Source organism: Desemzia sp. FAM 23988 (assembly GCF_045528365.1).
Lineage (GTDB): Bacteria > Bacillota > Bacilli > Lactobacillales > Carnobacteriaceae > Desemzia.
The window spans coordinates 1-21342 of sequence record NZ_JBGQQS010000001.1 but is presented as its reverse complement, the minus strand read 5'-3'; the positions used below and the strand labels follow the sequence as shown (position 1 = coordinate 21342).

Sequence of the window (21342 nt, the reverse complement as noted above, 5' to 3'; positions counted from 1 at the left end):
AAGGTAGGTGAAATTATGGCACATATTGGTACAACGCTAGAAATTTACGACCAAATGACCTCACCACTTCAAAGTATCACGAGTTCCTTATATACGGCGGTCAGTGCATTTGAAGAGATGCAAAATTCAGCAAATGCGCAATTTGAAAATTCAAGCTATGACAATTTGAGAAGTGAATTGGATGATGTATCTAAAACATTTGCTAAAATGCGTGAAAATATATCAAAAGATTTACCACCAATTGAAATCCCAACAAGTATCGAACCACTTGATACATTGAAACTTCCAGAACCCGAACCCGTTATCGTACCGATTAATTGGCAAGTAGATGAAATTGATGTCTTTAAAACAAGCGGAATTGAACGGTTCGAAAGTGAAATTGGATCGGCAAACGGAATCTTGGAAAGATTGAATCAAACTCAAATTGATATCGCAAATCAATCTGCTGGTATGGAACTATTACCATACAAAGCGGTTAATGATTTAGGTATGATGAGTGAACGAATTCGTGATATTAGAACCGAAATCCAACAATTAGAAAGTAATCGGTTGGATTTAGACGTTGACTCCGTAAATAATCAACTTGAAACATTAAGACGTTCGTTAGGTCAAGCAGAATCGCAACAAATGGATTTGAATGACGCTATGCAACGAATGGACGCGACTGATGTCAATGCTGCTTATAATCGCTTAAATAGTACCATCAGTAATTCTGAACGTTATATAAGGGATAATGTAGCAGCGCAAGATGATTTCACTCAAGAAGTACAACAAAGCACACAAGAAACATCCAATTTAAGTAGGCAGATGGCTGGTTTGGTCGCAACCTATTTAACGTTACAATCAGCCGGTTCAATATTGAACTTGTCGGATGAACTTACTCAAACCAATGCACGATTAAGTTTGATGAATGATGGATTGCAAACCACTGAACAATTGCAAGATTTGATTTTCTTAGCAGCACAACGTTCACGCGGTGAGTACATGGGTATGGCGGATACCGTTGCCAAACTTGGACAACGTGCAGGTGATGCATTTGATAATACCCAACAAGTTTTGGCTTTTGCTGAAACATTAAATAAAGCCTTTGTTGTTGCCGGAGCAAGTCAAGAAGAGGTATCAAGTGCAACGCTTCAATTGACACAAGCTTTGGGATCAGGAGTATTACGTGGTGAAGAATTAAATGCTGTATTTGAAGCCGCACCAAACATTATTAAAACCATTGCTGATTATATTGATGAACCGATCGGTAAAATTCGTGAAATGGCCAGTGAAGGTCAAATCACTGCTGAAATCGTTAAAAATGCCATGCTTTCCGCAACGGATGCAATCAATGCTGATTTTGAAAAAATGCCTATGACTTTTAGTCAAATTTGGCAAAGTTTTAAAAATAATGCGGTGATGGCTTTTCAACCTGTTTTGCAACAATTGAATCAATTGGCAAATACACCAGCATTTCAAAATTTTGTTAATAACGGAATTCAAGCCGTTGCTGTACTCGCATCTGTCGTGATGGCTGCATTTCAAGGCATGATCACTGCAGGTCAATTTGTTGCTGATAATTGGGGAATGATTTCACCAATCGTTTATGGAATCGCAACAGCTCTATTGTTCTACATGGGAGTTATGGCAGTTTACAAAACGGCCCTATTTATCAATAATACTTTGGAAGCTATTTCAGCTGGTATAAAAGCAGTGCAAGCTGCAGCTAGTATGATGCAAGCTGGAGCTACATTTGCTGCAACAGCAGCCCAATACGGATTGAATGCGGCATTATTAGCAAGTCCAATTACTTGGGTGATTTTAGGAATTATCGCAATTATCGCAGTACTTTATGCGGTGGTTGGAGCTATTAATCATTTCGCCGGTACTTCAATAAGTGCAACCGGAGTTGTAGCCGGAGCCTTTGCGATAATGGGGGCTATCATTTGGAACATCCTAATCGCTATTGTAAATATTGGAATAGCTACAATTGAATTATTCGTTAACGTATGGAATATGGGAATTTGGGCGTTAAAATTAGCTTTCATTGGGTTAGCTTTAGTTGTCGCCGTAATCCTAGATGTCATTCTTTCAATTGGTATTTCGATTGCTGCATTATTTGTGAATATTTGGAATATGGGGATTTGGTTAATTCAGATGGCCTTTTTCGGACTACTCACATTAGTATTTATTATTTTGGATTCTATATTGAATATGGGTATTTCGACAGCTGAATTTTTTGCCAACGCATGGAACTTTGGAATATGGGCTATTCAAATGGGATTCATTGGATTCAATATTCTCGCATTAACCGTATTAGACGCAATATTAAATAGTGGTATTAGTACGGCCGAGTTCTTTGCTAATGCTTGGAATTCTGGAATTTTCGGCGTACAGTCTGCCTTTTATCAGTTACAGATATTTTCATCTAAAATTATGCAAGCGATAGGTAGCGGAACAATTGGAGTAGTAAATACTATTTTATCCGGAATTACAGCATTAATAAATACTGCTGTCGGTGGATTAAATGGACTTATCGGTATGGCCAACATGATTCCTGGGGTAAACATTGGAGCTATCGGAACAGTTGATTTACAGGTCGGTTCAGGAATACAAAATTTTGTCGATAATATTGGTTCTGGAATATCTGCACCAACTAAAGCCGAAAGAGTTTCTTTAGAAAGAAGCAATTTAGCTGGTAATTACAAAAATTCAGTAGATGTTCCATCTATGCCGGAAGTGACTCAATTCGATCGCTCAAACCTTACAAAAGGTTTCTTGAATGGTGTAGATGTTCCCAAAATGCCAGAAACCGTTATGTTCGATACACCAACTATCACAAAAGACTTTCTATCTAATGTTGAACTTCCTAAAATGCCAGAAACAATTATGTTTGACAAATTAGATTATAAGAGTCTTGAAGATGCGCATGCTGCTGGTTATGAATGGGGCGAAAACTTAGCTGAAAACGTTAAGAATTTTGACCTAATGGATATGCTTGGTTTTGATATGCCTGACATTCCGACTGAATCCGATTATGCCGATATGTTGGATAAATTAGGTTCTGGAAATATTCCAACATTGGAAGAGATGGGTGGAATACCTGGTGCAGATGATAAAGGTTTAGGTGGAGCAGCAGATGATAAAACCGGTGGAAGTGGTAATGGTAGCGGTAGTGGTTCAGCAGAAGATGATTTGAAAGATATTGCTGATAATACTGGGGATATGAAAGATGCTCTTGATCTATCACAAGAGGATTTGAAATATTTACGTGATTTAGCCGCACGAGATATTGTTAATCGTTACACAACACATCAAGATTTTAACGTAAATCTTGGTGGAGTAAATAATACAGTAAATAAAGAACAAGATTTAGATGGTGTAGTTGATTATATTGTTGGTGGATTGGAAGATGCCATGATGAAATCAGCGGAAGGGGTGCATGATTAATGGCCTATTATTTTTATTTGGACAAGGTACTATTACCCGTTGCTCCTGGAGAATTAACAATGACGATCAACAATCAAAATAAGACCATGAACATGATTAATGAAGGTGAAATAAACCTTTTGAAATCAGCTGGATTGACAGATATTTCACTTGAAGTATTACTACCGCAAGTGAATTATCCGTTTGCTTATTATAAGAGCGGTTTTCAAAGAGCCGCTCATTTTTTAAATAAATTTGAATCTTTAAAAGTCAAAAAAGAACCTTTTCAATTTATTGTCACACGTACCTTACCTAATGGAAAATTATTATTCGATACGAATATGAAAGTTTCTATGGAAGATTATGAGATAAAGGAAAACAACGAAGAAGGGTTTGACGTTGTTGTTTCGATTAATTTGAAGCAATACAAAGATTTTGGAACAAAAAAAGCAAAAATAAAATTGAATGCGGTAAAAGCAAAACCAAAAGTAACCGTAAGTAAAAATCGTTCAACAGAATCTTCTCCCAAACCCAAAAAAACATCCAAAAGCTATACTGTCAAAAAAGGTGATTGCTTATGGAATATTTGTAAAAAGTTTTATGGGAAAGGTAATTGGACGTTGGTTAATAAAGTGGTTGCTGCAAATAAAGGAAAAATAAAGAATCCAAATTTAATCTATCCTGGACAAGTTTTCACCATCCCACCAATTTAGGAGAATGAAAAATGAATATACAAATGTTAATACAGAATGGAGATAATGCACTCATTCCAGTAGTAGAAGATGGGACCGAGTGGAAAACAGAACGTCAAGGAGTTCCAGGTGAATTGACGTTTTCTGTTTTGAATGATGCCACCTTGCAATTTGAAGAAGGCAATGCCGTTCGATTACAAGTTGACAATAAAGGTGTTTTTTATGGTTTCGTATTTAAAAAAGATACTAGTAAAGATGATTTAATCAAAGTGACTGCTTATGATCAATTAAGGTATTTTAAGAATAAAGATACCTATATTTATTCAAACAAACGGGCAGATGAATTTATTAAAATGGTCGCTAATGATTTTAGTATGAATGTAGGATCGTTACCAAATACCGGTTATAGAATACCAAGTAGGATTGAAGATAATACGGCTTTATTCGACATGATTCAAACCGCTTTAGATTTAACTTTACAAAATAAAGGGCAACAATACGTCATGTATGATGATTTTGGAAAAATTGCATTAAAACGAATTCAAGATTTAGCGATTGATTATTTGGTAGATGCAACGACTGCTGAAGATTTCGATTACAGTTCTTCAATTGATTCTGAAACCTATAACCGTGTAAAATTGATTCGTGAAAATGAAGAAAAAGGAACACGCGAAGTTTTCATTTCTCAAGATTCAAAAAATATTAACAAGTGGGGAGTATTACAACACTTTGATAAGTTGGAAGAGAATGAAAACGGAAAAAGTAAAGCTGATTCACTTTTGTCATTGTATAATGCAAAAACGAAAAAACTTACTGTCAAAAATGCATTAGGTGATTTAAGAGTAAGAGCCGGGTCAATGGTTGTTGTTCAATTGAATTTGGGAGATACCACATTATCGAATATGATGTTGGTTGAAAAATGTACACATAAATTTTCAAAAGACGAACATTTTATGGATTTGACCCTTAAAGGTGGTGAGTTCACTGCGTGATTTTAATGATTTAAACAAGTTTTTAAAGCAAAACGCTAAAGAAACAATGGATACGACTTATCCGGTAGCAATCATGTATGGGAAAGTAATCAGTACGAATCCACTCAAAATAAATGTTGAACAACGAATGGTCCTAGATCATTCGTTTTTAATTTTGACTAGAAATGTGATGAATTATAAAACGACTATTTTATTAGATAACGAAAACAAATCGATTACGATTTCAAATGAATTGAAAATTGGTGATAAAGTTGTCCTTTTGAGGGAGCAAGGCGGTCAAAAATATGTAGTTTTGGATAAGGTGGTGAACTGATGATACCTGGAACAGATTCAGCTTTACAAGAGGATTTAGAATTCGAACAACTTCCTAGTTTGGATTATCGAATGTATTTTGAAAATCAAAAAATAATCGGAATGGTAGATGGAATTGACGCTGTAAAACAAGCCATTTTCATGGTTTTGAATACTGAACGATATGAACACGTTATTTATAGTTGGGATTATGGAATTGAGCTAAAAGATTTGTATGGTGAACCAGTCACTTATGCTTGTCCAGAAGTGGAAAGACGAGTGAGTGAAGCATTGATGATGGATGAAAGGGTATTGGAAGTTCATACTTTTGATTTTGATAATTCGCAAAAAGGTAAAATTCAAGTCACTTTCATTGCGGATACCATCTTTGGAAATTTAGAAAATGAAATGGTGGTGAATATTTAGTGGTTTATGAACATATTGAATATGAAACTTTATTAGAACGAATGATGGAGCGTGTTCCAGATTCATTTGATAAAAGAGAAAGTAGCGTCATTTACAATGCACTCGCACCAGCAGCGGTTGAATTGCAATTGATGTATATGGAATTTGACATCATATTACAAGAAACTTTTGGTGATACCGCTAGTCGAGATTACTTAATTAGACGGGTAGCCGAAAGAGGAATTACGCCCTATTCAGCAACTTATGCGGTAGTTAAAGGGGAATTTACACCTATAGACTTAAACGTTCCTGTAGGGTCTCGTTTTTCCATTGGAGACTTAAATTATACCGTTACCTCCAAAATTACAAATGGCCAATATCAATTGCAATGTGAAATGATTGGTTCAGTAGGTAATGAATTATCTGGAACACTTATTCCAATCGATTATATTGATGGGTTGGAGACGGCCGTATTGAGTGAAATTTTAGTACCTGGTGAAGATGAAGAAGATACTGAACTGATTCGTGAAAGGTACTTTCAAACATTCGATACTAAGCCTTTTGGTGGGAACAAAAAGGATTACATTCAAAAGACAAATGCTATTCCTGGAGTAGGTTCAACAAAAGTTACACCTGTTTGGAACGGTGGGGGTACGGTCAAATTAACTATTCTTAATTCTGATTTTGATAGCGCAAGCAATACATTGATTCAAAATGTCCAAAAAGAAATTGATCCCACAAAATTATCTGATGGTTTGGGTATAGCTCCTATTGGTCACATCGTAACCGTTGATACTGTTACGAATGTAAACATCAACGTTGTATTGAGTTTAACATTCGATGATGGTTATTCACTCCAAACATTAGAAACAACCATCGGTGAAGTTTTAGAGCGGTATTTGATGGAGTTAAGACGTGATTGGGCGAATCAACCTTACACCATTATTCGAACAGCCCAAATCGATACAAGAATATTAGCCATTAGTGGTGTGATTGACATTGAAAACACACGAATTAATGGAAAAAATAAAAACTTAGAGTTGTTACCGTATGAAATTCCAATTCTAGGTGGTGTATCAAATGATTAGAGATATTAATTTAATCGAACATTTGCCGCCTTTTTTGCAGAACTTTCGTGAATTTGTTTTGATTACAAATACTGAAGATCTAGAATTTCAAGCAGCAGCAGACGAATCTGAAAGGATAAAAGATAATCAATTTATTCTTTCAGCAGATGAACAAGGTATTCAAAAATTTGAAAGAATTTTAAATATTCATGTTTCTAAAGATGAACAACTACAAACTAGACGTTCAAGGGTAATGAGTAGGTGGAACGATATTTCTCCTTACACGTATCATGCTTTAGTTTCTAAATTGATTTCGTTGCACAATAGCGAGAATTTTATTATAAATCGTGATTATAATAAATATGAAATTGAAATCATTACTCATTTAGAAGTTCCTGGTCAAGTAGATGAATTGGATCGAATTCTAGATTACATTATGCCGGTTAACTTAGTAGTTGATTCAAAAAATAGAATCTATTGTAATGCTGAAGGTAATATTTATGCTATTGGTGGGTTCGCTTATGCTTCCATAATCGAATTATCGGATGCTTATCAAGAATACTTCCAAATTAACGGAAATTATTCTATAGGAGGTCAACATTCTATAAATGCAGTGATAGAATTAAGCGATTCGTACAACGAACGATACATTGTACATGGTAAAAATGAAGTTGGTTCAGTATTAAATGGTGGCGTCACCGTAGTTATTACAGACGCTTATAATGAATCATTTAGTATAGATGGTCGAAATGAATCAGGTATGAATTTAGGAAATGTTCAAATAATCAGTACAGAATGAAAGGATGATAAAACGTGGCTGAATTTAAAAAAGTAGTTATTACGAAAAAAGGTCAAGCTTTAATGGCCAAATTAATGAGTGGTACCGGAACAGTTGAATTTACAAGGATTGCAGTTTCTAGTACAACTTATTCAGATTCTCAATTAGAGGGATTGACTAGTTTATCAAGCATTAAACAAAATGCACCAGTAAGTAAAGTATTAAGAACGAATGATGTAGCTGTACAAGTTGAAGGAGCCATCACAAATACGGATGTAACTACCGGTTATTACATGCACACTTTAGGATTATACGCGTTAGATCCACAAGATGGTGAAGTCCTTTATGCCGTAACAAATGCGAGTGTAGCCGGATATATGCCACCATTCAATGGACGAACTCCATCCGGAGCTTTCTTCAAATTAGTTACAACTATTGGAAATGCGGACAATGTTAATCTACAAGTTGATCCAGCCGCAGTAGCAACTGTTGGAGATATTCAAGATTTACAAAGTCAATTGAATAATATTCAATCTTATATTGGTTATGATGACGAAAATATTGTTGGAATTGAAGCAGATTTTGAAAATAAAAAAGTTATTCGTTTGGCCGGTGCAGTTAATCGAACTGAAGGTCAATCATTTGATGACATTGATGCTTTTGGTGGTCGTAGACGCTGTATTTTAACAGACGAAGGTGTTCGTTTAGCTTATCATGGCGAATTAGGATATACGGAAAATGGAACATTAACACAATCAATTACGCTTGGTGAAACAACTTATCCAGTTGGAACAAAAGTTCAAGTAATGGTTGAACAACCAAAGTTTTATTACAAAGTTGTCCCTTTAAAACTGGACAAAGTAGTTGGTGGAAAAGGATTCCATTTAAGAAAAGCACGTTATTATGTATCGGATGAACAAAAATTAGGGTTCAAAATACATCCAGCTTTTATTCACAACGGGAAAGTGAAAAATAATATTTATTTATCTGCCTATGAAGGTAGTATTTATGATGCATCAACAAACTCTCATATTTTGGATGATGCTCAAATTGCTGATTTTGTAGCAGACAAATTAGCATCCATTTCTGGAACGAAACCAGCTTCAGGACTTACACAAAACTTGACACGTGCAAATACACGTAAGTTGGCTAACAATCGTGGTATCGGTTGGAATCAATCATATGCCGCTACTGTTGCAGCTACTCAATTATTATTCTCTATCGAATATTCTTCATTTAATACACAAGAAGAGATTGGTATGGGTGTATCGAAAGCAGATGATGGTGCTACCAACCAAGGTGAGCCTACTGGAGCAACGACATTACTTGGGAACAAATCAGGTAAAACGGAAAATGGTTCAATCACGTATCGTGGTGAAGAAAACTTTTGGATGAACTTGTGGATGTTCGTAGATGGATTAAACATTGAAGCTAAAGGTTTACACAATTTATATGTAGCTGATAACGGTTTTGTTGATGATATTGGTACAGCACCATATAAAGATGCTGGAATTACAATTGCTAAAACAAACGGTTATATTTCAGCTTTTGCTTATAATGAGGAGTTCGATTGGTTGTTCTTCCCATCTGAAACGACAGGAAGTTCAAGTGTACCAGTTGGAGATTACCTATACCAAAACAACACTGCTAACAGTTGGTTGGTCGCTCGGTTGGGCGGTGGTTGGGCTTATGGTTCTACTGGTGGTGGTTTCGATTGGCTTGTGATTTATGCCGCTTCTACTCGTAGTCGGATTATCGGCGGTCGCTTGGTGTATGTACCAGGTGTAGCCTAACAAATAATTGAATAAAGAATGGGTAATAAGTTATGTTGATGCGACATTGAAAAACTTTTAAGTAAGTTAATCACTCAATTGGGCAGTAATTGGAATAATGGTTCTAATAGTGGTAGTTTCAATTGGAATGTGAATAATACCACTTCTAATCGTAATCGGAATATCAGCAGTCACTTAGTAAATGCATGATTCGAAAAAATAAAAAAGCGTGAAACGCTTATTACCCTGGCTCTTGCCAAAACATAAAAATCTCTTGAAACTGTATTAGTAAACATTTTGTTGAGGATTCGGTTTTTCATTTTGCATACAGACAAATACAACGACACTAAAGGACAAATACAATGAAACGTTACGGCAATTTATATGAAAAAATTTACAACATAGATAATTTACGATTAGCACATAAAAATGCGAAAAAAGGAAAAGGATGGTATAAGGAAGTAAAAATGATTGATGAAAATCCTGATTTTTATCTTAAACAGTTACAAAATATGTTGATCAATAAAACTTACCATACCTCTGAATACCAAACATTCATCAAAAAAGAAGGCGGAAAAGAAAGGGAAATTTTTAAATTACCTTATTTTCCAGATCGTGTTTGTCAATGGGCAGTGATGTTGATTATTGAGCCAATACTGTTAAATTATTTTACTAATGACACGTACTCAGCTATACCAGAAAGAGGTATTCATCTTTGTTTGAATCGATTGAAAAAAGCACTTCAGACAGATGTTCCAAATACTCAATATTGCTTGAAAATGGATGCTAAAAAGTTTTACCCTTCAATTAATCACGACATTCTAAAAAATAAATATAGAGGATTATTTAAAGATAATGATCTTCTATGGTTATTAGATGAAATTATAGAATCAACAGATGGTGATACTGGTATTCCAATTGGAAATTATATTTCTCAATATAGTGGTAATTTTTATTTAGCTAAATTTGATCATTGGATAAAAGAAGTGAAAAATATTCAATATTACTATCGTTACATGGATGATATTGTCATTCTTGGAAATAATAAAGAAGATCTTCATAAATTGAGAAAAGAAATAGATGAAATTTTCAAAACCAAATTGAAATTGAAGGTTAAAGAAAATTGGCAAGTGTTTCCAACTTTTGTACGTGGAATTGATTTTGTTGGGTATCGTGTCTTTATGAATTATTCTCTTTTAAGAAAAACAACTTGTTTGCAATTCAAGAAGAAAATGATTCGTATTAATAAGAAGAGATTAACTAATCAAGAACTAAATTATTCTGAATGGTGTTCCATAAATTCATATAAAGGATGGTTAATTCATTGTGATAGCTATCGATTAAATAAAAAATATATTGATCCGATTCAAGATTATGCGGATGATTATTATTTTAAAAACATAAAGGGAAAGGGAGTTTTGACATGAAAACAATTGAAAAAGTAAGAAGCACCATCAAACCGGAACGTCTAGTTATTGATGAACATAGTGTTTGGATTGCTGAAAATATTGTTGAAGTTTCAGAAAATGACAATGAAGAAAATGAATTTGAAGGTTATGAATATACTCAAATTCAATATTCAAAAGATGAATATATTCTTCAAATTGACAAGCAACGTGAAACAGAAAAAACATCAACTGATTTGGCTATCGCTGAATTAGCCGCTATTACTTTGGGAGGTGCATTTTAATGGTAGCTGTATACGTCAATTTAATCGATAAAAAATTATGGTCCATCACTAATGTGCCCGATAGATGGAAAGAAGAAGTTAGAGAAAAATGCAGAGAAAAAGGTATCGAAATAGAAGAGTAACCAAAAATGGTTGCTCTTTTTAATTTGAATGAAAGTTGGTGAAATATGGTAAATAGAAAGTTAAAGCAAGATTTAGAGAAAGCGTCTTATAAGCGTCCCAGTGATTTTTGGGGAACTCAAATTGCTGTTGTAAGTATCTTGTATGGTGAATTCATATTTAGAGTGGATGGTTTTTTAATCGCAAACGCTGAACCGTATCTAAGTCAAATGCCAGAAGATTTGATTGGAATTATTCTTGTCGTTTTAGGCATTTTAAAATCGATAGGTCTATTTTTTCAATACAGACCATTGAAAAAATATAGTATCTGGCTACTCAGCGGCATGTGGAGTGGTTTATTTTTCGTTGCCTTAACGTATTCATTTGGTACAGGATACCCGCATCCCTCTTATATATTTATCGGAATGATTGCAGTAGGATGCTTTAGAGTATCTCTCAAGGGGGATTATAGCGCATGAGTTGGGAAGTGCTTGTTGGTCTATTCATTGGAGGTGGAGGAGCGGGAACGATTCTTTCTGCTTATTTTACACATAAAAGTAACAATCAGGCTCATGAATTAAATTTATTAGATCGTGCTAGAAAAGAAATAGAGCGATTAGATAACAAAATCAAAGAGCTTGAAAATGAAGTAGATGAAAAAGATGAGGAAAATGACACATTAAAAAGTATTATTCAAGACTTAAGGAATCAGATGAATGAATTGAAATTAACAATAAAGAGGAGTGAAAAATATGAAAATCAACTGGAAAATTAGATTTAAAAATCCACAATTTATTGCTCAATTGATTGTGGCCATCTTTATCCCAATATTAACTTATGCGGGTATTACAGCTCAGGACATCACGTCTTGGGCTATTTTGTTGGATTTAATCATTGATGCGCTATCAAATCCATATGTGTTATTGATGGTGACTGTATCAGTTTATAACGCAGTAGTTGATCCAACGACATCTGGATTATCAGACAGCCAACAGGCTTTAAATTATAGCGCACCTAAAAAAGGAGGAAAATAATCATGGTATTTAAAATAGCAGCAGACGCAGGTCATGCAGGTTTTGGAGTTACTCCCGGAAAGAGAACACCAGCAGGTGAGTATGAATGGAACTTTAATGATCAAAATGTAGATGCCTTTGTTCAAGAAATGAATAATTATCAGGACGTAGCAGTAAAAGTAGTATCTGATCCAACAGGCAGACGTGATGTCCCTCTAAATGAGCGCACAGACATTGCAAATGATTGGGGTGCGGACCTGTATCTTTCGTTCCATCATAATGCTAATACAGGTTCATGGGGCACGTGGACCGGAACAGAAACATACCGATTCAACAAAGATACGGCCAATGCTTCTAAGAGTCTACGACTGACAAATACAGCACATAAAGCCGCAGCACAAGCTTATGCATTAAGAGACCGAGGCGTTAAGCGTGCTAATTTTGCCGTATTGAGAAACACAAAAATGCCAGCTACATTAATTGAGGGTGGCTACATGGATTCAACTATTGATATTAAAGTGCTTCGTGATAATAAAAAAACAGCTTCGCTAGGAACTAAAGTAGCGCAAGCTGTGGCAGCCGAATATGGATTGAAACGAAAATCTGGAGCAGTTACTCCTATAACTTCAGTAGATGCTGCAGCAGGCACTTTGTATCGTGTCCAAACAGGAGCTTTTGCTAATAAGAACAATGCGATTCAAGCCGCAAGTGATATCCGTAAAAAAGGATTTGACACTTATATTGTTCAAGTTGACGATCTTTACAAAGTTCAAATCGGGGCGTTTGCGAATAAAACCAATGCCGAAGCTCAAGAGATAAAAGTAAAAGCCGCAGGTTACGATGCTTTTATTACCACGAACGGTGGTAAAGCAGTAGCCTCTGCAGAGCCGATTAACGAGTCACAACAAGAAAAAATAAGCGAAAATGGTTATCTAGGTAGCGACACCGTACGTTTGTTACAACACAGATTCGGCACACCTGAAGACGGAGTGATTAGTGGTCAAGTCAAATCAAGTGTATCAGCAGGCATTGATCAAAATGCGATCACATACGGATCTGGCGGATCAATGATGGTACGTGCTTTACAGAAATATCTAGGAATTACTGAAGACGGTAACTTTGGTCCAGGAACACTAAAAGCTTTACAACGTAAATTAGGTACGCCGGCGGATGGAGTATTGAGCCGTCCATCATTAATGGTCCGAGAATTGCAACGCAGATTAAATAATGGAACATTCTAATTTAGACAAACTAAAAAATAACCCCTAACTCTTGATTGAGTTAGGGGTTATTTCGTGTTACTATCTTGTTACTAGCGTGTCACTAGCTTGTTACTAACACATACAAATTGACTAGTTTTCACACGTTTTTAAAGTTCAAAGAATATTGACATATGAGTATCTAAAGACTTTCTCGATTCATTTAAGTACACGATAACACAAAATGAAAAATAAAAAAATATGTAAAACGAGGTGTCCGTATGATTTCAATCAAAACGGTAACGATAGCAGGACTTCCTTTGCTAGAAATTGCTCCAGAAGCAACTTTTTCTGAAAAGCTGCCGACAGTATTTTTCTATCATGGCTGGACGAATGTAAAAGAAAGTTCTTTAGTCAATGGCTATGAGTTAGCTAAAAGAGGTTTTCGCGCGTTGCTTCCTGAAGCTCATTTGCACGGCGAAAGAAAGACTGATGAATCAACAAACGGAAATGTTGATTTTTGGAATGTTGTAGTACATAACTTATCTGAAATCAATACGATAAAAGAGTATTACGTGGAACAGCAATTAACGGATCCTGATCGTATCGGTGTCTCTGGTCTGTCTATGGGTGGGATTACTACTAGTGCCATGTTGACTCAGTTCCCCTGGATAAAAGCAGCGGGAGTATTGATGGGCACTCCTTCACCGATTTCCTTTTCCAAATGGATTCTGAACTCTCCATGGACTGAAGGACTGGACATTGAATTAACGGAAGAACAAATCAATCAAATGACTGACCCCTTAAAAGCCATTTCGCTAGCGTTGCAACCTGAAAAAATTGCTGGACGTCCGGTTTATTTTTGGCATGGAACAAAGGATGAACTCGTACCGTATTCGTTGACGAATGAGTTTATCCAAACCATACAAAATGAGTCATACGCTAAAAATGTCCAATTTGAAACAACTGTGAATGGTACTCACAAAGTACCTTACGCTATTTCTGTTGAAATGGCAGATTTCTTTGAAGAAAACCTTAAATAAACGGCAATAAAAAGGAGAATAGCTATGTCTGAACAACTTTCTTCTTGGTCCTCTGAAGAACAAGAAAGAATCAAGCAAAATATTATGGGGGCATTAGAACAAGTCATTGACCCTGAATTAGGGATTGATATCGTCAATTTAGGATTGGTGTATCGAGTTGGCCTGTTTGAAGGCGGACATTGTGTAATCAATTTGACGTTGACCACAATGGGGTGTCCGTTGGCGGATGTTATCACAGAGGAAGTCATAAACGCTCTCAAACCCATTCCAGAAATAGAAACGAGTGAAGTGAAATTAGTATGGTATCCAGCTTGGGATACTTCCAAGATGTCTCGCTATGCGCGGATCGCGTTGGGAATACGTCAATAGAATACTAAAAGTATGAAAAGATAGCTAGTTTAATTACCTAACCCTGTTAAATTCTAAAAAAGAAGGTTAAGATCATCAATGAACTGTCTATGGTAGAGAAGGGAAATTCATTCAAGCTATATTCAAAAAAATAAGCCGATAATAGTGCTATGAGGATATTATCGGCTTATTTTTTCACCTACTAGTATTCGTAAAAGACGACTAGAAGAATGATAATAAAAAAAGAGTATGACGCTGTTATTCGCGAAACAGTGTTTAGCATACAGCTTATGAGAAAATATTCAGGAGTGTGACGGTATGCGAAAGACGTTTATCATTTCTTTCCTCGTTATTTTATTCAGCTTGCTAAGTATAGGGTGCGGGAAGGAAAAAACGGATCCAGTTAAAGAAAGCCGCACATCTGTTGTATCAAATGTAACGAATACTAGTGATGCTGTTTTTTCCCACAGTGTTTCTCTAACCAGAAATCAGACAACCATTCCCACTTTGTTCATACATGGATATGGAGGAACAGAGGGAAGCTTTAATGGGATGTTGTCTCGTTTTGAATCCAACTATTTTGGAAAGAAGGTATTAACTGTAACCGTTCAGCCAGATGGAACAGTTTCTGCTGCAGGAACTTGGGATGACCAGGTAGTCAATCCCATGATTCAGGTATTATTTGCGGATAATAAAAATAGTGAACTGAACCAAGCCGAGTGGATCAAAGCTGTTTTAAGCTATTTAAATCAGACGTATCAGATTGAAGAAGTCAACCTAGTGGGCCACTCTATGGGTGGTGTGAGCAGTTTCCGATATTTAATTACTTATGGAAAGGATGATTCGTTGCCAGTGGTCAACAAATTTATTGCAATCGGTGCGCCGTTCAATAATTTTGTTTCAGGTAATGAAGAACAATCTGTAGATGCATTAAGTCAAAATGGCCCGCTAGTCATCAGTGAACGGTATAGCGACTATGCCGCTGGCATCCAAGATTACCCTAAAGCAACCAACATGCTGAATATTGTGGGGGATTTAGAAGATGGATCAGAAGGAGATGGGACTGTCCCAAGCAGAAGTGCACTCGCCATTGGTTATTTAATGCAAATGAATGGATTAGAGTACCGAACTGAAATCATTACCGGATCGCAAGCTAGCCACAGTCAGCTGCATGAAAATACTCAAGTGGATGAGCTTGTGGCGAATTTTTTATGGGATAGACCATAAAAACAAAATAAGGACAGTAGAATGTTGATATTCTACTATCCTTATTTTTGTGTTTTAGTTAGTAAATATAAACAGCTACTATTTCTAACTTTTCATTTAAAAAGACTAGTTAGTAATTTGATGGAGTCAATAATTCTGTTGTTGTTGCATCAGTAGACTGTCTAATCAAATTAGAATTTAACGTGATATTAAGTTCCTGCTTCTTTTCTATGGTGGTAGTAACTTCAGAATAGGGCAGGTTTACCTCATCAACCATGTCACTAAAGTTACCGTCTTGAAAAAGAACCCATAAAAGTTTCTTCATCATTTTGAAATGGACCCTATGTCAAGGACATTAAAAAAAAGAGACCTTATGCAACATCCATAAAAAACTGCTTCCTGTATTGAGCAGGGGGCAATTTTTTTAGATTCCATTGTCCGCGTTCATTATTATAATAGTCAATGTAATTATCTACAATTGCTCGCAATCCTTTTAAATTTGTACACTCTTTATACTTCATTTCATCTTTCAAATGCCCAAAGAACGACTCTTGTGGAGCGTTATCCCAACAATTACCTCTTCTAGACATGGACTGCCCTAACTGATTAGCTGCCAACTTTTTATGAAATTTTGGACTAGTGTAATGGACACCTTGGTCTGAATGGATAAAGGCATCTGCGTGTAGCGTTGCGCCGTGGGCGCTTATTCATAAATCAACAGTATTTAAAGAAATATCCAGTTTTAGGTTATCAGACACATAATGAGATAGCACCTCTTTTGTCGTACCGTCTTTAATGGTCGATAAATAACCTATGAACAGAACAAAGGAGAGTATCAGAAAAAAGTTCAAGATTTTGTATCAGAGTATATATCGTAATTAAGCACGCCAACAGATTAGTGAATGGAACCATTATTAAAATAATACTTTTGAGCCATTAAAGAACCCCCGCTGAAGAATTTTCATTTCGAAAATTCTTCAGCGGGGGTTCTTATGCCCTAATCAGAATAACTCTGACGATTTTTATTTGCCTATCTGAACCACGATTTTTCCAACCACTCCGTGTTCTTCACTAACTCTATGAGCTTCACGCAGACCTTCCTCAGTAAAAGGAACAGTCTTACCAATGGTGACTTTCAATTCGTCATTTTTCATTAGTTCAGCTAATTCCTGCAATCTTTCTCCATCTGGTTCTAAGAAGAAATAGCCAGTCTTAATGCCTTTTTCAGCAGCTTTTTCTTCATCCGGCGGAGCAGCAATAGAGACTAATGTGCCGCCGCGTTTCAGCACCGAAAAACTCTTTTCTTGTGTTTCTCCACCTTGCGTATCTAGTACGATGTCGTAATCACTCAATAAGGTTTCAAAGTCTTGTTCTTTATAATTAATGAACTCATCCGCACCCATCGATTGAACAAAAGCTTCATTTTTTCCACTAGCGGTTGCGGCTACATAAGCGCCGAAATGTTTGGCGATCTGGATCGCTAAATGGCCAACACCACCAGAACCTCCATGAATTAGGACACGGTCGCCTTTTTTGATGTGTGCAATCTCTACTAACGCTACCCAAGCTGTTTGGCCTGTGAGCGGAATGGCTGCAGCTTCATCAAAAGAACTGTTTTCTGGAAGAGAACACACCAAATCCTCCTCAACAGCTACATATTCTGCATAAGTACCGGTTGGGTTGGTTTTAGGCCGTGCAAACACTTTATCTCCTGGTTGGAAAGCGGTCACCTGATTTCCAACTTTTTTTACGATCCCCGCTACATCCCAGCCTAAAATGATTGGAAATTTATAAGGCAACATCTCTTTTAGATAACCTTCACGCATTTTCCAATCAACAGGATTGATGGAAGTAGCTTTTAACTCCATTAATATCTGGTCATCGTTTATTTCTGGAAGAGGTACCTCTTGTTCGACTAGTTCGTCAGCAGAACCGTATTGGTTGATAACGATTGCTTTCATAATGACATCCTTTCTATGAGTTTCTCGTAAGCTATTCGCTTGTATTTAGTATACACTTGTCATAGAATCTCCAAAAATAGTTTGTTTGAGCAATGAAAATGTTTGACCATTATTGACCAAAAGAGTAAAATAGACTTATAGTAAATCATTCAACTGAAAGTGGTGGAAAATATGGAGCTGAACAAATTAACAAGTACGATGCAAGAAGCCTTAAGCGAGGCACAACAGATCGCTGTGACTAGACAACATCAAGAGATTGACATTGCTCATTTATGGAAAATATTTTTGACACCAAATCATTTTGCAAAGAATATTTATGACCAAGTCGGCATCGATACGGATCAATTTGAACAAGTGATTGATCAGGAATTAGATAAAATATCGGTCGTTCAAGGAAGTAACCTTCAATATGGGCAATCGATGAGCCAAAATCTGTTTAACTTGATGACGGAAGCCGATAAAATCAGTGAGACCTTTCAAGATGAGTTTGTGTCTACGGAGATTTTTTTATTGGCCTTAATGAAACTTAAAAATCATTCACTGACGAAAGAATTAACGGCTCAAGGGCTGACAGAAAAAAACTTGCGCACTAAAATTGAAGAACTAAGAGGTGGGGAACGAGTGACTTCACAAAATCAAGAAGAAAACTATGAAGCATTGAAAAAATATGGGACTGATTTGATTGAAGCCGTTAAAAGCGGGAAACAAGATCCTATTATAGGAAGAGATGAAGAAATACGAAATGTGATCCGGATATTATCTCGGAAAACAAAGAATAATCCTGTCTTGATAGGAGAGCCGGGGGTAGGTAAAACGGCTATTGTAGAAGGACTAGCGCAACGCATCGTGCGCAGAGATGTTCCAGAGAATTTGAAAGATAAAACCGTTTACTCCTTAGATATGGGTGCTTTGATCGCTGGAGCGAAATACCGAGGCGAATTTGAAGAACGATTAAAAGCAGTTTTAAAAGAAGTGAAGAAAAGTGATGGACAAATTATCTTATTCATTGATGAAATTCACACCATCGTGGGAGCGGGCAAAACAGAAGGCAGCATGGATGCTGGAAACTTGCTGAAACCTATGTTGGCTCGTGGAGAGTTGCATTGTATTGGAGCAACGACGTTAGATGAATACCGTCAATACGTGGAAACGGATAAAGCGTTAGAACGTCGTTTCCAAAAAGTATTGGTTAATGAACCAACCGTTGAAGAAACCATTAGTATCTTACGTGGACTAAAAGAACGTTTTGAGATTTATCACAGTGTCAACATCCACGATAATGCTATTGTAGCGGCAGCAACCTTATCGAATCGCTACATTACGGACCGTTTTTTGCCGGACAAAGCCATTGATTTAGTTGATGAAGCTTGCGCAACCATTCGTGTGGAAATGAATTCGATGCCTACTGAACTGGATCAAGTCAGAAGACGTGTGATGCAGTTGGAAATCGAAGAAGCGGCTTTGAAAAAAGAGCAAGATGAAGCCAGCAAGCGAAGACTGGACATCATTCAAGAAGAACTGGCCGAGTTGAAAGAAGAAGCCAGTCAATTGCAATTGAAATGGGATGCTGAAAAGAATCAAGTAAATCATTTAAGAGATAAAAGAGAAAAATTGGATCAGTTACGCCATGAATTAGAGGATGCTGAAGGACGTTATGATTTAGAACGTGCAGCCGTCTTGCGTCATGGAGAAATTCCAGCGCTTGAAAAAGAATTGAAAGAGTTGGAAGACAGCCAAGCTCAACTCGATTCGAATGTGAATCGTTTAGTGCAAGAATCGGTTACGGAAGAAGAAATTGCCTTAGTCGTCGGTAGATTGACTGGTATTCCGGTTAATCGATTAGTCAAAGGCGAACGCGAAAAACTATTGAATTTGGCGGAGAATATGAAATCAAGAGTGATTGGCCAGGATGAGGCAGTAGAGAGTGTGACAGATGCGGTTATTCGAGCACGTGCAGGTATCCAAAATCCAAATAAACCATTAGGCTCATTCTTATTCTTGGGACCAACCGGTGTAGGAAAAACCGAATTGGCTAAAACTTTGGCTGAAAACCTGTTTGATTCCCAAGACCATATGGTGCGTATTGATATGAGTGAGTATATGGAGAAACACACCGTTTCCAGATTAGTCGGAGCACCTCCTGGTTATGTAGGGTACGAAGAAGGTGGGCAATTGACGGAAGCTGTCAGAAGAAGTCCGTATACGATTATTTTATTGGATGAAATTGAAAAAGCTCACCCCGATGTGTTTAATATCTTACTGCAAGTGTTAGACGATGGACGATTAACGGATTCTAAAGGTCGCGTAGTAGACTTTAAGAATACCGTCTTGATTATGACCAGCAATATTGGATCAGGTTTGCTATTGGACGGAACCAATGAAAAAGGCGAAATTGCGCAACACACGAAAGATGAAGTGTTGAACTTGCTAAGAGCCAGCTTCAAACCAGAGTTTTTAAATCGGATTGACGATACGATTCTATTTGCACCATTGAATTTTGAAGTCGTGAAGAAAATCGTGTTGAAAATGACTAAAGACTTAGAAAAACGGTTGCTACAGCAAGAGATCAGCTTGGATATCACGGAAGAAGCCCAATCTTGGATCGCTGAAAAAGCGTACGATCCAGCCTATGGAGCGCGGCCTTTGCAACGGTATCTGACAAAAGAAGTAGAAACGCCGATTGCCAAACAAATTATTGCAGGAACAATTTATCCTGGAGCGACAGCTGTATTAACTGTCAGAGAAGAGCATTTGGCCGTTGAGGTTGCCCAATTAGATTCAGAATAAGCAAAAAAGAAGCCGGGATTTAAATTCCGGCTTCTTTTTTTTGAGATGATTTCATTCAGTTGAATAGTAGATTAATGTTGTGTTTCTGGAGGTTTCGGAATAGCAGAAGTCAATAAGATAACCAGTACTGCACTCAATAAACCAATTAAAGTAGCTGTGAAAAAGGAATAAGTTCCGCTGGTTAAAGAACTTCCGATGTAATTCACTACTTGTCCTAAGCAAAATCCCCAAAATAATGTTGCGATATATTTCATGGTATCAACACCCTCTTTCTTCATCCTCATTCTACCACTTTTTTTTAAGAATGAAAGTAAAAGCTGATGATTTTTGAGTATGTGTAAAATAGTTCTCGAGAGCCAATAATTTTACTGGAAAAAAGAAAGAAGGCACTTTATCATAAATGTATGCTTTGCAGGGCAAATACATAAATGAAAGAGGCCTTCTTATGGATAAGATTATATCAAAGGTTTATCAAATAATAAAGGATTCAAGCAACTTAATAGAAACAGAAGAAGCGATTCAAGGCTATATGTATGATGTGTTCGCTCAGTTAATGGGTCAGATTTTGTCGAACTTCAACGAAGTGAT

Annotated in this window: 21 protein-coding genes and 1 pseudogene; 19 read left to right on the top strand and 3 right to left on the bottom strand. The window is 36.6% G+C overall.

Annotated features, from left to right (window positions below; all coding sequences use genetic code 11):
• The first annotated feature begins 15 nt into the window (after positions 1-15).
• From ACEN4L_RS00110 to ACEN4L_RS00025, 18 genes are all read left to right on the top strand, one after another.
• Entirely contained in the window at positions 16-3432 is a 3417-nt protein-coding gene (locus ACEN4L_RS00110) for a tape measure protein (RefSeq protein ID WP_079650382.1), read from the top strand.
• On the top strand, positions 3432-4124 hold the full coding sequence (locus ACEN4L_RS00105; protein ID WP_079650380.1) for a LysM peptidoglycan-binding domain-containing protein: 693 nt from the start codon (positions 3432-3434) through the stop codon (positions 4122-4124). Before ACEN4L_RS00110 ends, ACEN4L_RS00105 begins: the two co-directional genes overlap by 1 nt.
• An 11-nt stretch (positions 4125-4135) precedes the next feature.
• Positions 4136-5095 (top strand): hydrolase, encoded by a 960-nt coding sequence (locus ACEN4L_RS00100; RefSeq protein WP_079650378.1) that lies wholly within the window; start codon positions 4136-4138, stop codon positions 5093-5095.
• Positions 5076-5408, top strand: a complete 333-nt coding sequence (locus tag ACEN4L_RS00095; RefSeq protein ID WP_407095319.1) for a DUF2577 domain-containing protein — start codon at positions 5076-5078, stop codon at positions 5406-5408. The genes ACEN4L_RS00100 and ACEN4L_RS00095 overlap by 20 nt, the downstream gene beginning before the upstream one ends.
• The gene (locus tag ACEN4L_RS00090) at positions 5408-5812 is read left to right on the top strand and encodes a DUF2634 domain-containing protein (RefSeq protein WP_079650374.1); all 405 of its coding nucleotides are present in this window, start codon (positions 5408-5410) and stop codon (positions 5810-5812) included. The genes ACEN4L_RS00095 and ACEN4L_RS00090 overlap by 1 nt, the downstream gene beginning before the upstream one ends.
• Positions 5812-6879 (top strand): baseplate J/gp47 family protein, encoded by a 1068-nt coding sequence (locus ACEN4L_RS00085; RefSeq protein ID WP_207557992.1) that lies wholly within the window; start codon positions 5812-5814, stop codon positions 6877-6879. The genes ACEN4L_RS00090 and ACEN4L_RS00085 overlap by 1 nt, the downstream gene beginning before the upstream one ends.
• Positions 6872-7657: a putative phage tail protein gene (locus ACEN4L_RS00080; protein ID WP_079650370.1), complete on the top strand. Its 786-nt coding sequence runs from the start codon at positions 6872-6874 to the stop codon at positions 7655-7657. The genes ACEN4L_RS00085 and ACEN4L_RS00080 overlap by 8 nt, the downstream gene beginning before the upstream one ends.
• A gap of 14 nt (positions 7658-7671) precedes the next feature.
• A complete protein-coding gene (locus tag ACEN4L_RS00075) occupies positions 7672-9429 on the top strand; it encodes a phage tail protein (RefSeq protein WP_407095317.1) in 1758 nt (585 codons plus the stop codon).
• A gap of 341 nt (positions 9430-9770) precedes the next feature.
• On the top strand, positions 9771-10835 hold the full coding sequence (locus ACEN4L_RS00070) for an RNA-directed DNA polymerase (RefSeq protein WP_079650368.1): 1065 nt from the start codon (positions 9771-9773) through the stop codon (positions 10833-10835).
• A complete protein-coding gene (locus tag ACEN4L_RS00065) occupies positions 10832-11098 on the top strand; it encodes a hypothetical protein (protein ID WP_131832528.1) in 267 nt (88 codons plus the stop codon). Before ACEN4L_RS00070 ends, ACEN4L_RS00065 begins: the two co-directional genes overlap by 4 nt.
• Positions 11098-11220 carry a CD1375 family protein gene (locus tag ACEN4L_RS00060; protein ID WP_407095316.1) on the top strand — a complete coding sequence of 41 codons (123 nt, stop codon included), beginning with the start codon at positions 11098-11100 and terminating at the stop codon, positions 11218-11220. The genes ACEN4L_RS00065 and ACEN4L_RS00060 overlap by 1 nt, the downstream gene beginning before the upstream one ends.
• A 45-nt stretch (positions 11221-11265) precedes the next feature.
• Positions 11266-11676: a hypothetical protein gene (locus tag ACEN4L_RS00055; protein WP_131832527.1), complete on the top strand. Its 411-nt coding sequence runs from the start codon at positions 11266-11268 to the stop codon at positions 11674-11676.
• Complete coding sequence (locus ACEN4L_RS00050) at positions 11673-11972, top strand: hypothetical protein (RefSeq protein ID WP_131832526.1); 300 nt, start codon at positions 11673-11675, stop codon at positions 11970-11972. The genes ACEN4L_RS00055 and ACEN4L_RS00050 overlap by 4 nt, the downstream gene beginning before the upstream one ends.
• Entirely contained in the window at positions 11950-12231 is a 282-nt protein-coding gene (locus ACEN4L_RS00045; protein ID WP_079650364.1) for a phage holin, read from the top strand. Before ACEN4L_RS00050 ends, ACEN4L_RS00045 begins: the two co-directional genes overlap by 23 nt.
• Positions 12232-12233: 2 nt before the next feature.
• Positions 12234-13451, top strand: a complete 1218-nt coding sequence (locus ACEN4L_RS00040; RefSeq protein ID WP_079650362.1) for an N-acetylmuramoyl-L-alanine amidase — start codon at positions 12234-12236, stop codon at positions 13449-13451.
• 239 nt (positions 13452-13690) lie between these two features.
• A complete protein-coding gene (locus ACEN4L_RS00035) occupies positions 13691-14452 on the top strand; it encodes a prolyl oligopeptidase family serine peptidase (protein WP_407095315.1) in 762 nt (253 codons plus the stop codon).
• Between the two features lie 24 nt (positions 14453-14476).
• Positions 14477-14821 carry a metal-sulfur cluster assembly factor gene (locus tag ACEN4L_RS00030; RefSeq protein WP_407095314.1) on the top strand — a complete coding sequence of 115 codons (345 nt, stop codon included), beginning with the start codon at positions 14477-14479 and terminating at the stop codon, positions 14819-14821.
• 297 nt (positions 14822-15118) lie between these two features.
• On the top strand, positions 15119-16027 hold the full coding sequence (locus tag ACEN4L_RS00025) for an alpha/beta fold hydrolase (RefSeq protein ID WP_407095313.1): 909 nt from the start codon (positions 15119-15121) through the stop codon (positions 16025-16027).
• 350 nt (positions 16028-16377) lie between these two features.
• Here the strand turns inward: ACEN4L_RS00025 and ACEN4L_RS00020 are convergent.
• A pseudogene (locus ACEN4L_RS00020) lies at positions 16378-16815 on the bottom strand (IS3 family transposase); the annotation flags it as partial.
• 213 nt (positions 16816-17028) lie between these two features.
• Positions 17029-17967, bottom strand: a complete 939-nt coding sequence (locus tag ACEN4L_RS00015; protein ID WP_407095312.1) for an NADP-dependent oxidoreductase — start codon at positions 17965-17967, stop codon at positions 17029-17031.
• 171 nt (positions 17968-18138) lie between these two features.
• Here ACEN4L_RS00015 and clpB point away from each other — a divergent pair, with 171 nt between their 5' ends.
• Positions 18139-20754 (top strand): ATP-dependent chaperone ClpB, encoded by a 2616-nt coding sequence (clpB, locus tag ACEN4L_RS00010; RefSeq protein ID WP_407095310.1) that lies wholly within the window; start codon positions 18139-18141, stop codon positions 20752-20754.
• A gap of 71 nt (positions 20755-20825) precedes the next feature.
• Here the strand turns inward: clpB and ACEN4L_RS00005 are convergent, their stop codons facing one another.
• Positions 20826-21008 carry a YjzD family protein gene (locus tag ACEN4L_RS00005; protein WP_407095309.1) on the bottom strand — a complete coding sequence of 61 codons (183 nt, stop codon included), beginning with the start codon at positions 21006-21008 and terminating at the stop codon, positions 20826-20828.
• Positions 21009-21342 lie beyond the last annotated feature (334 nt).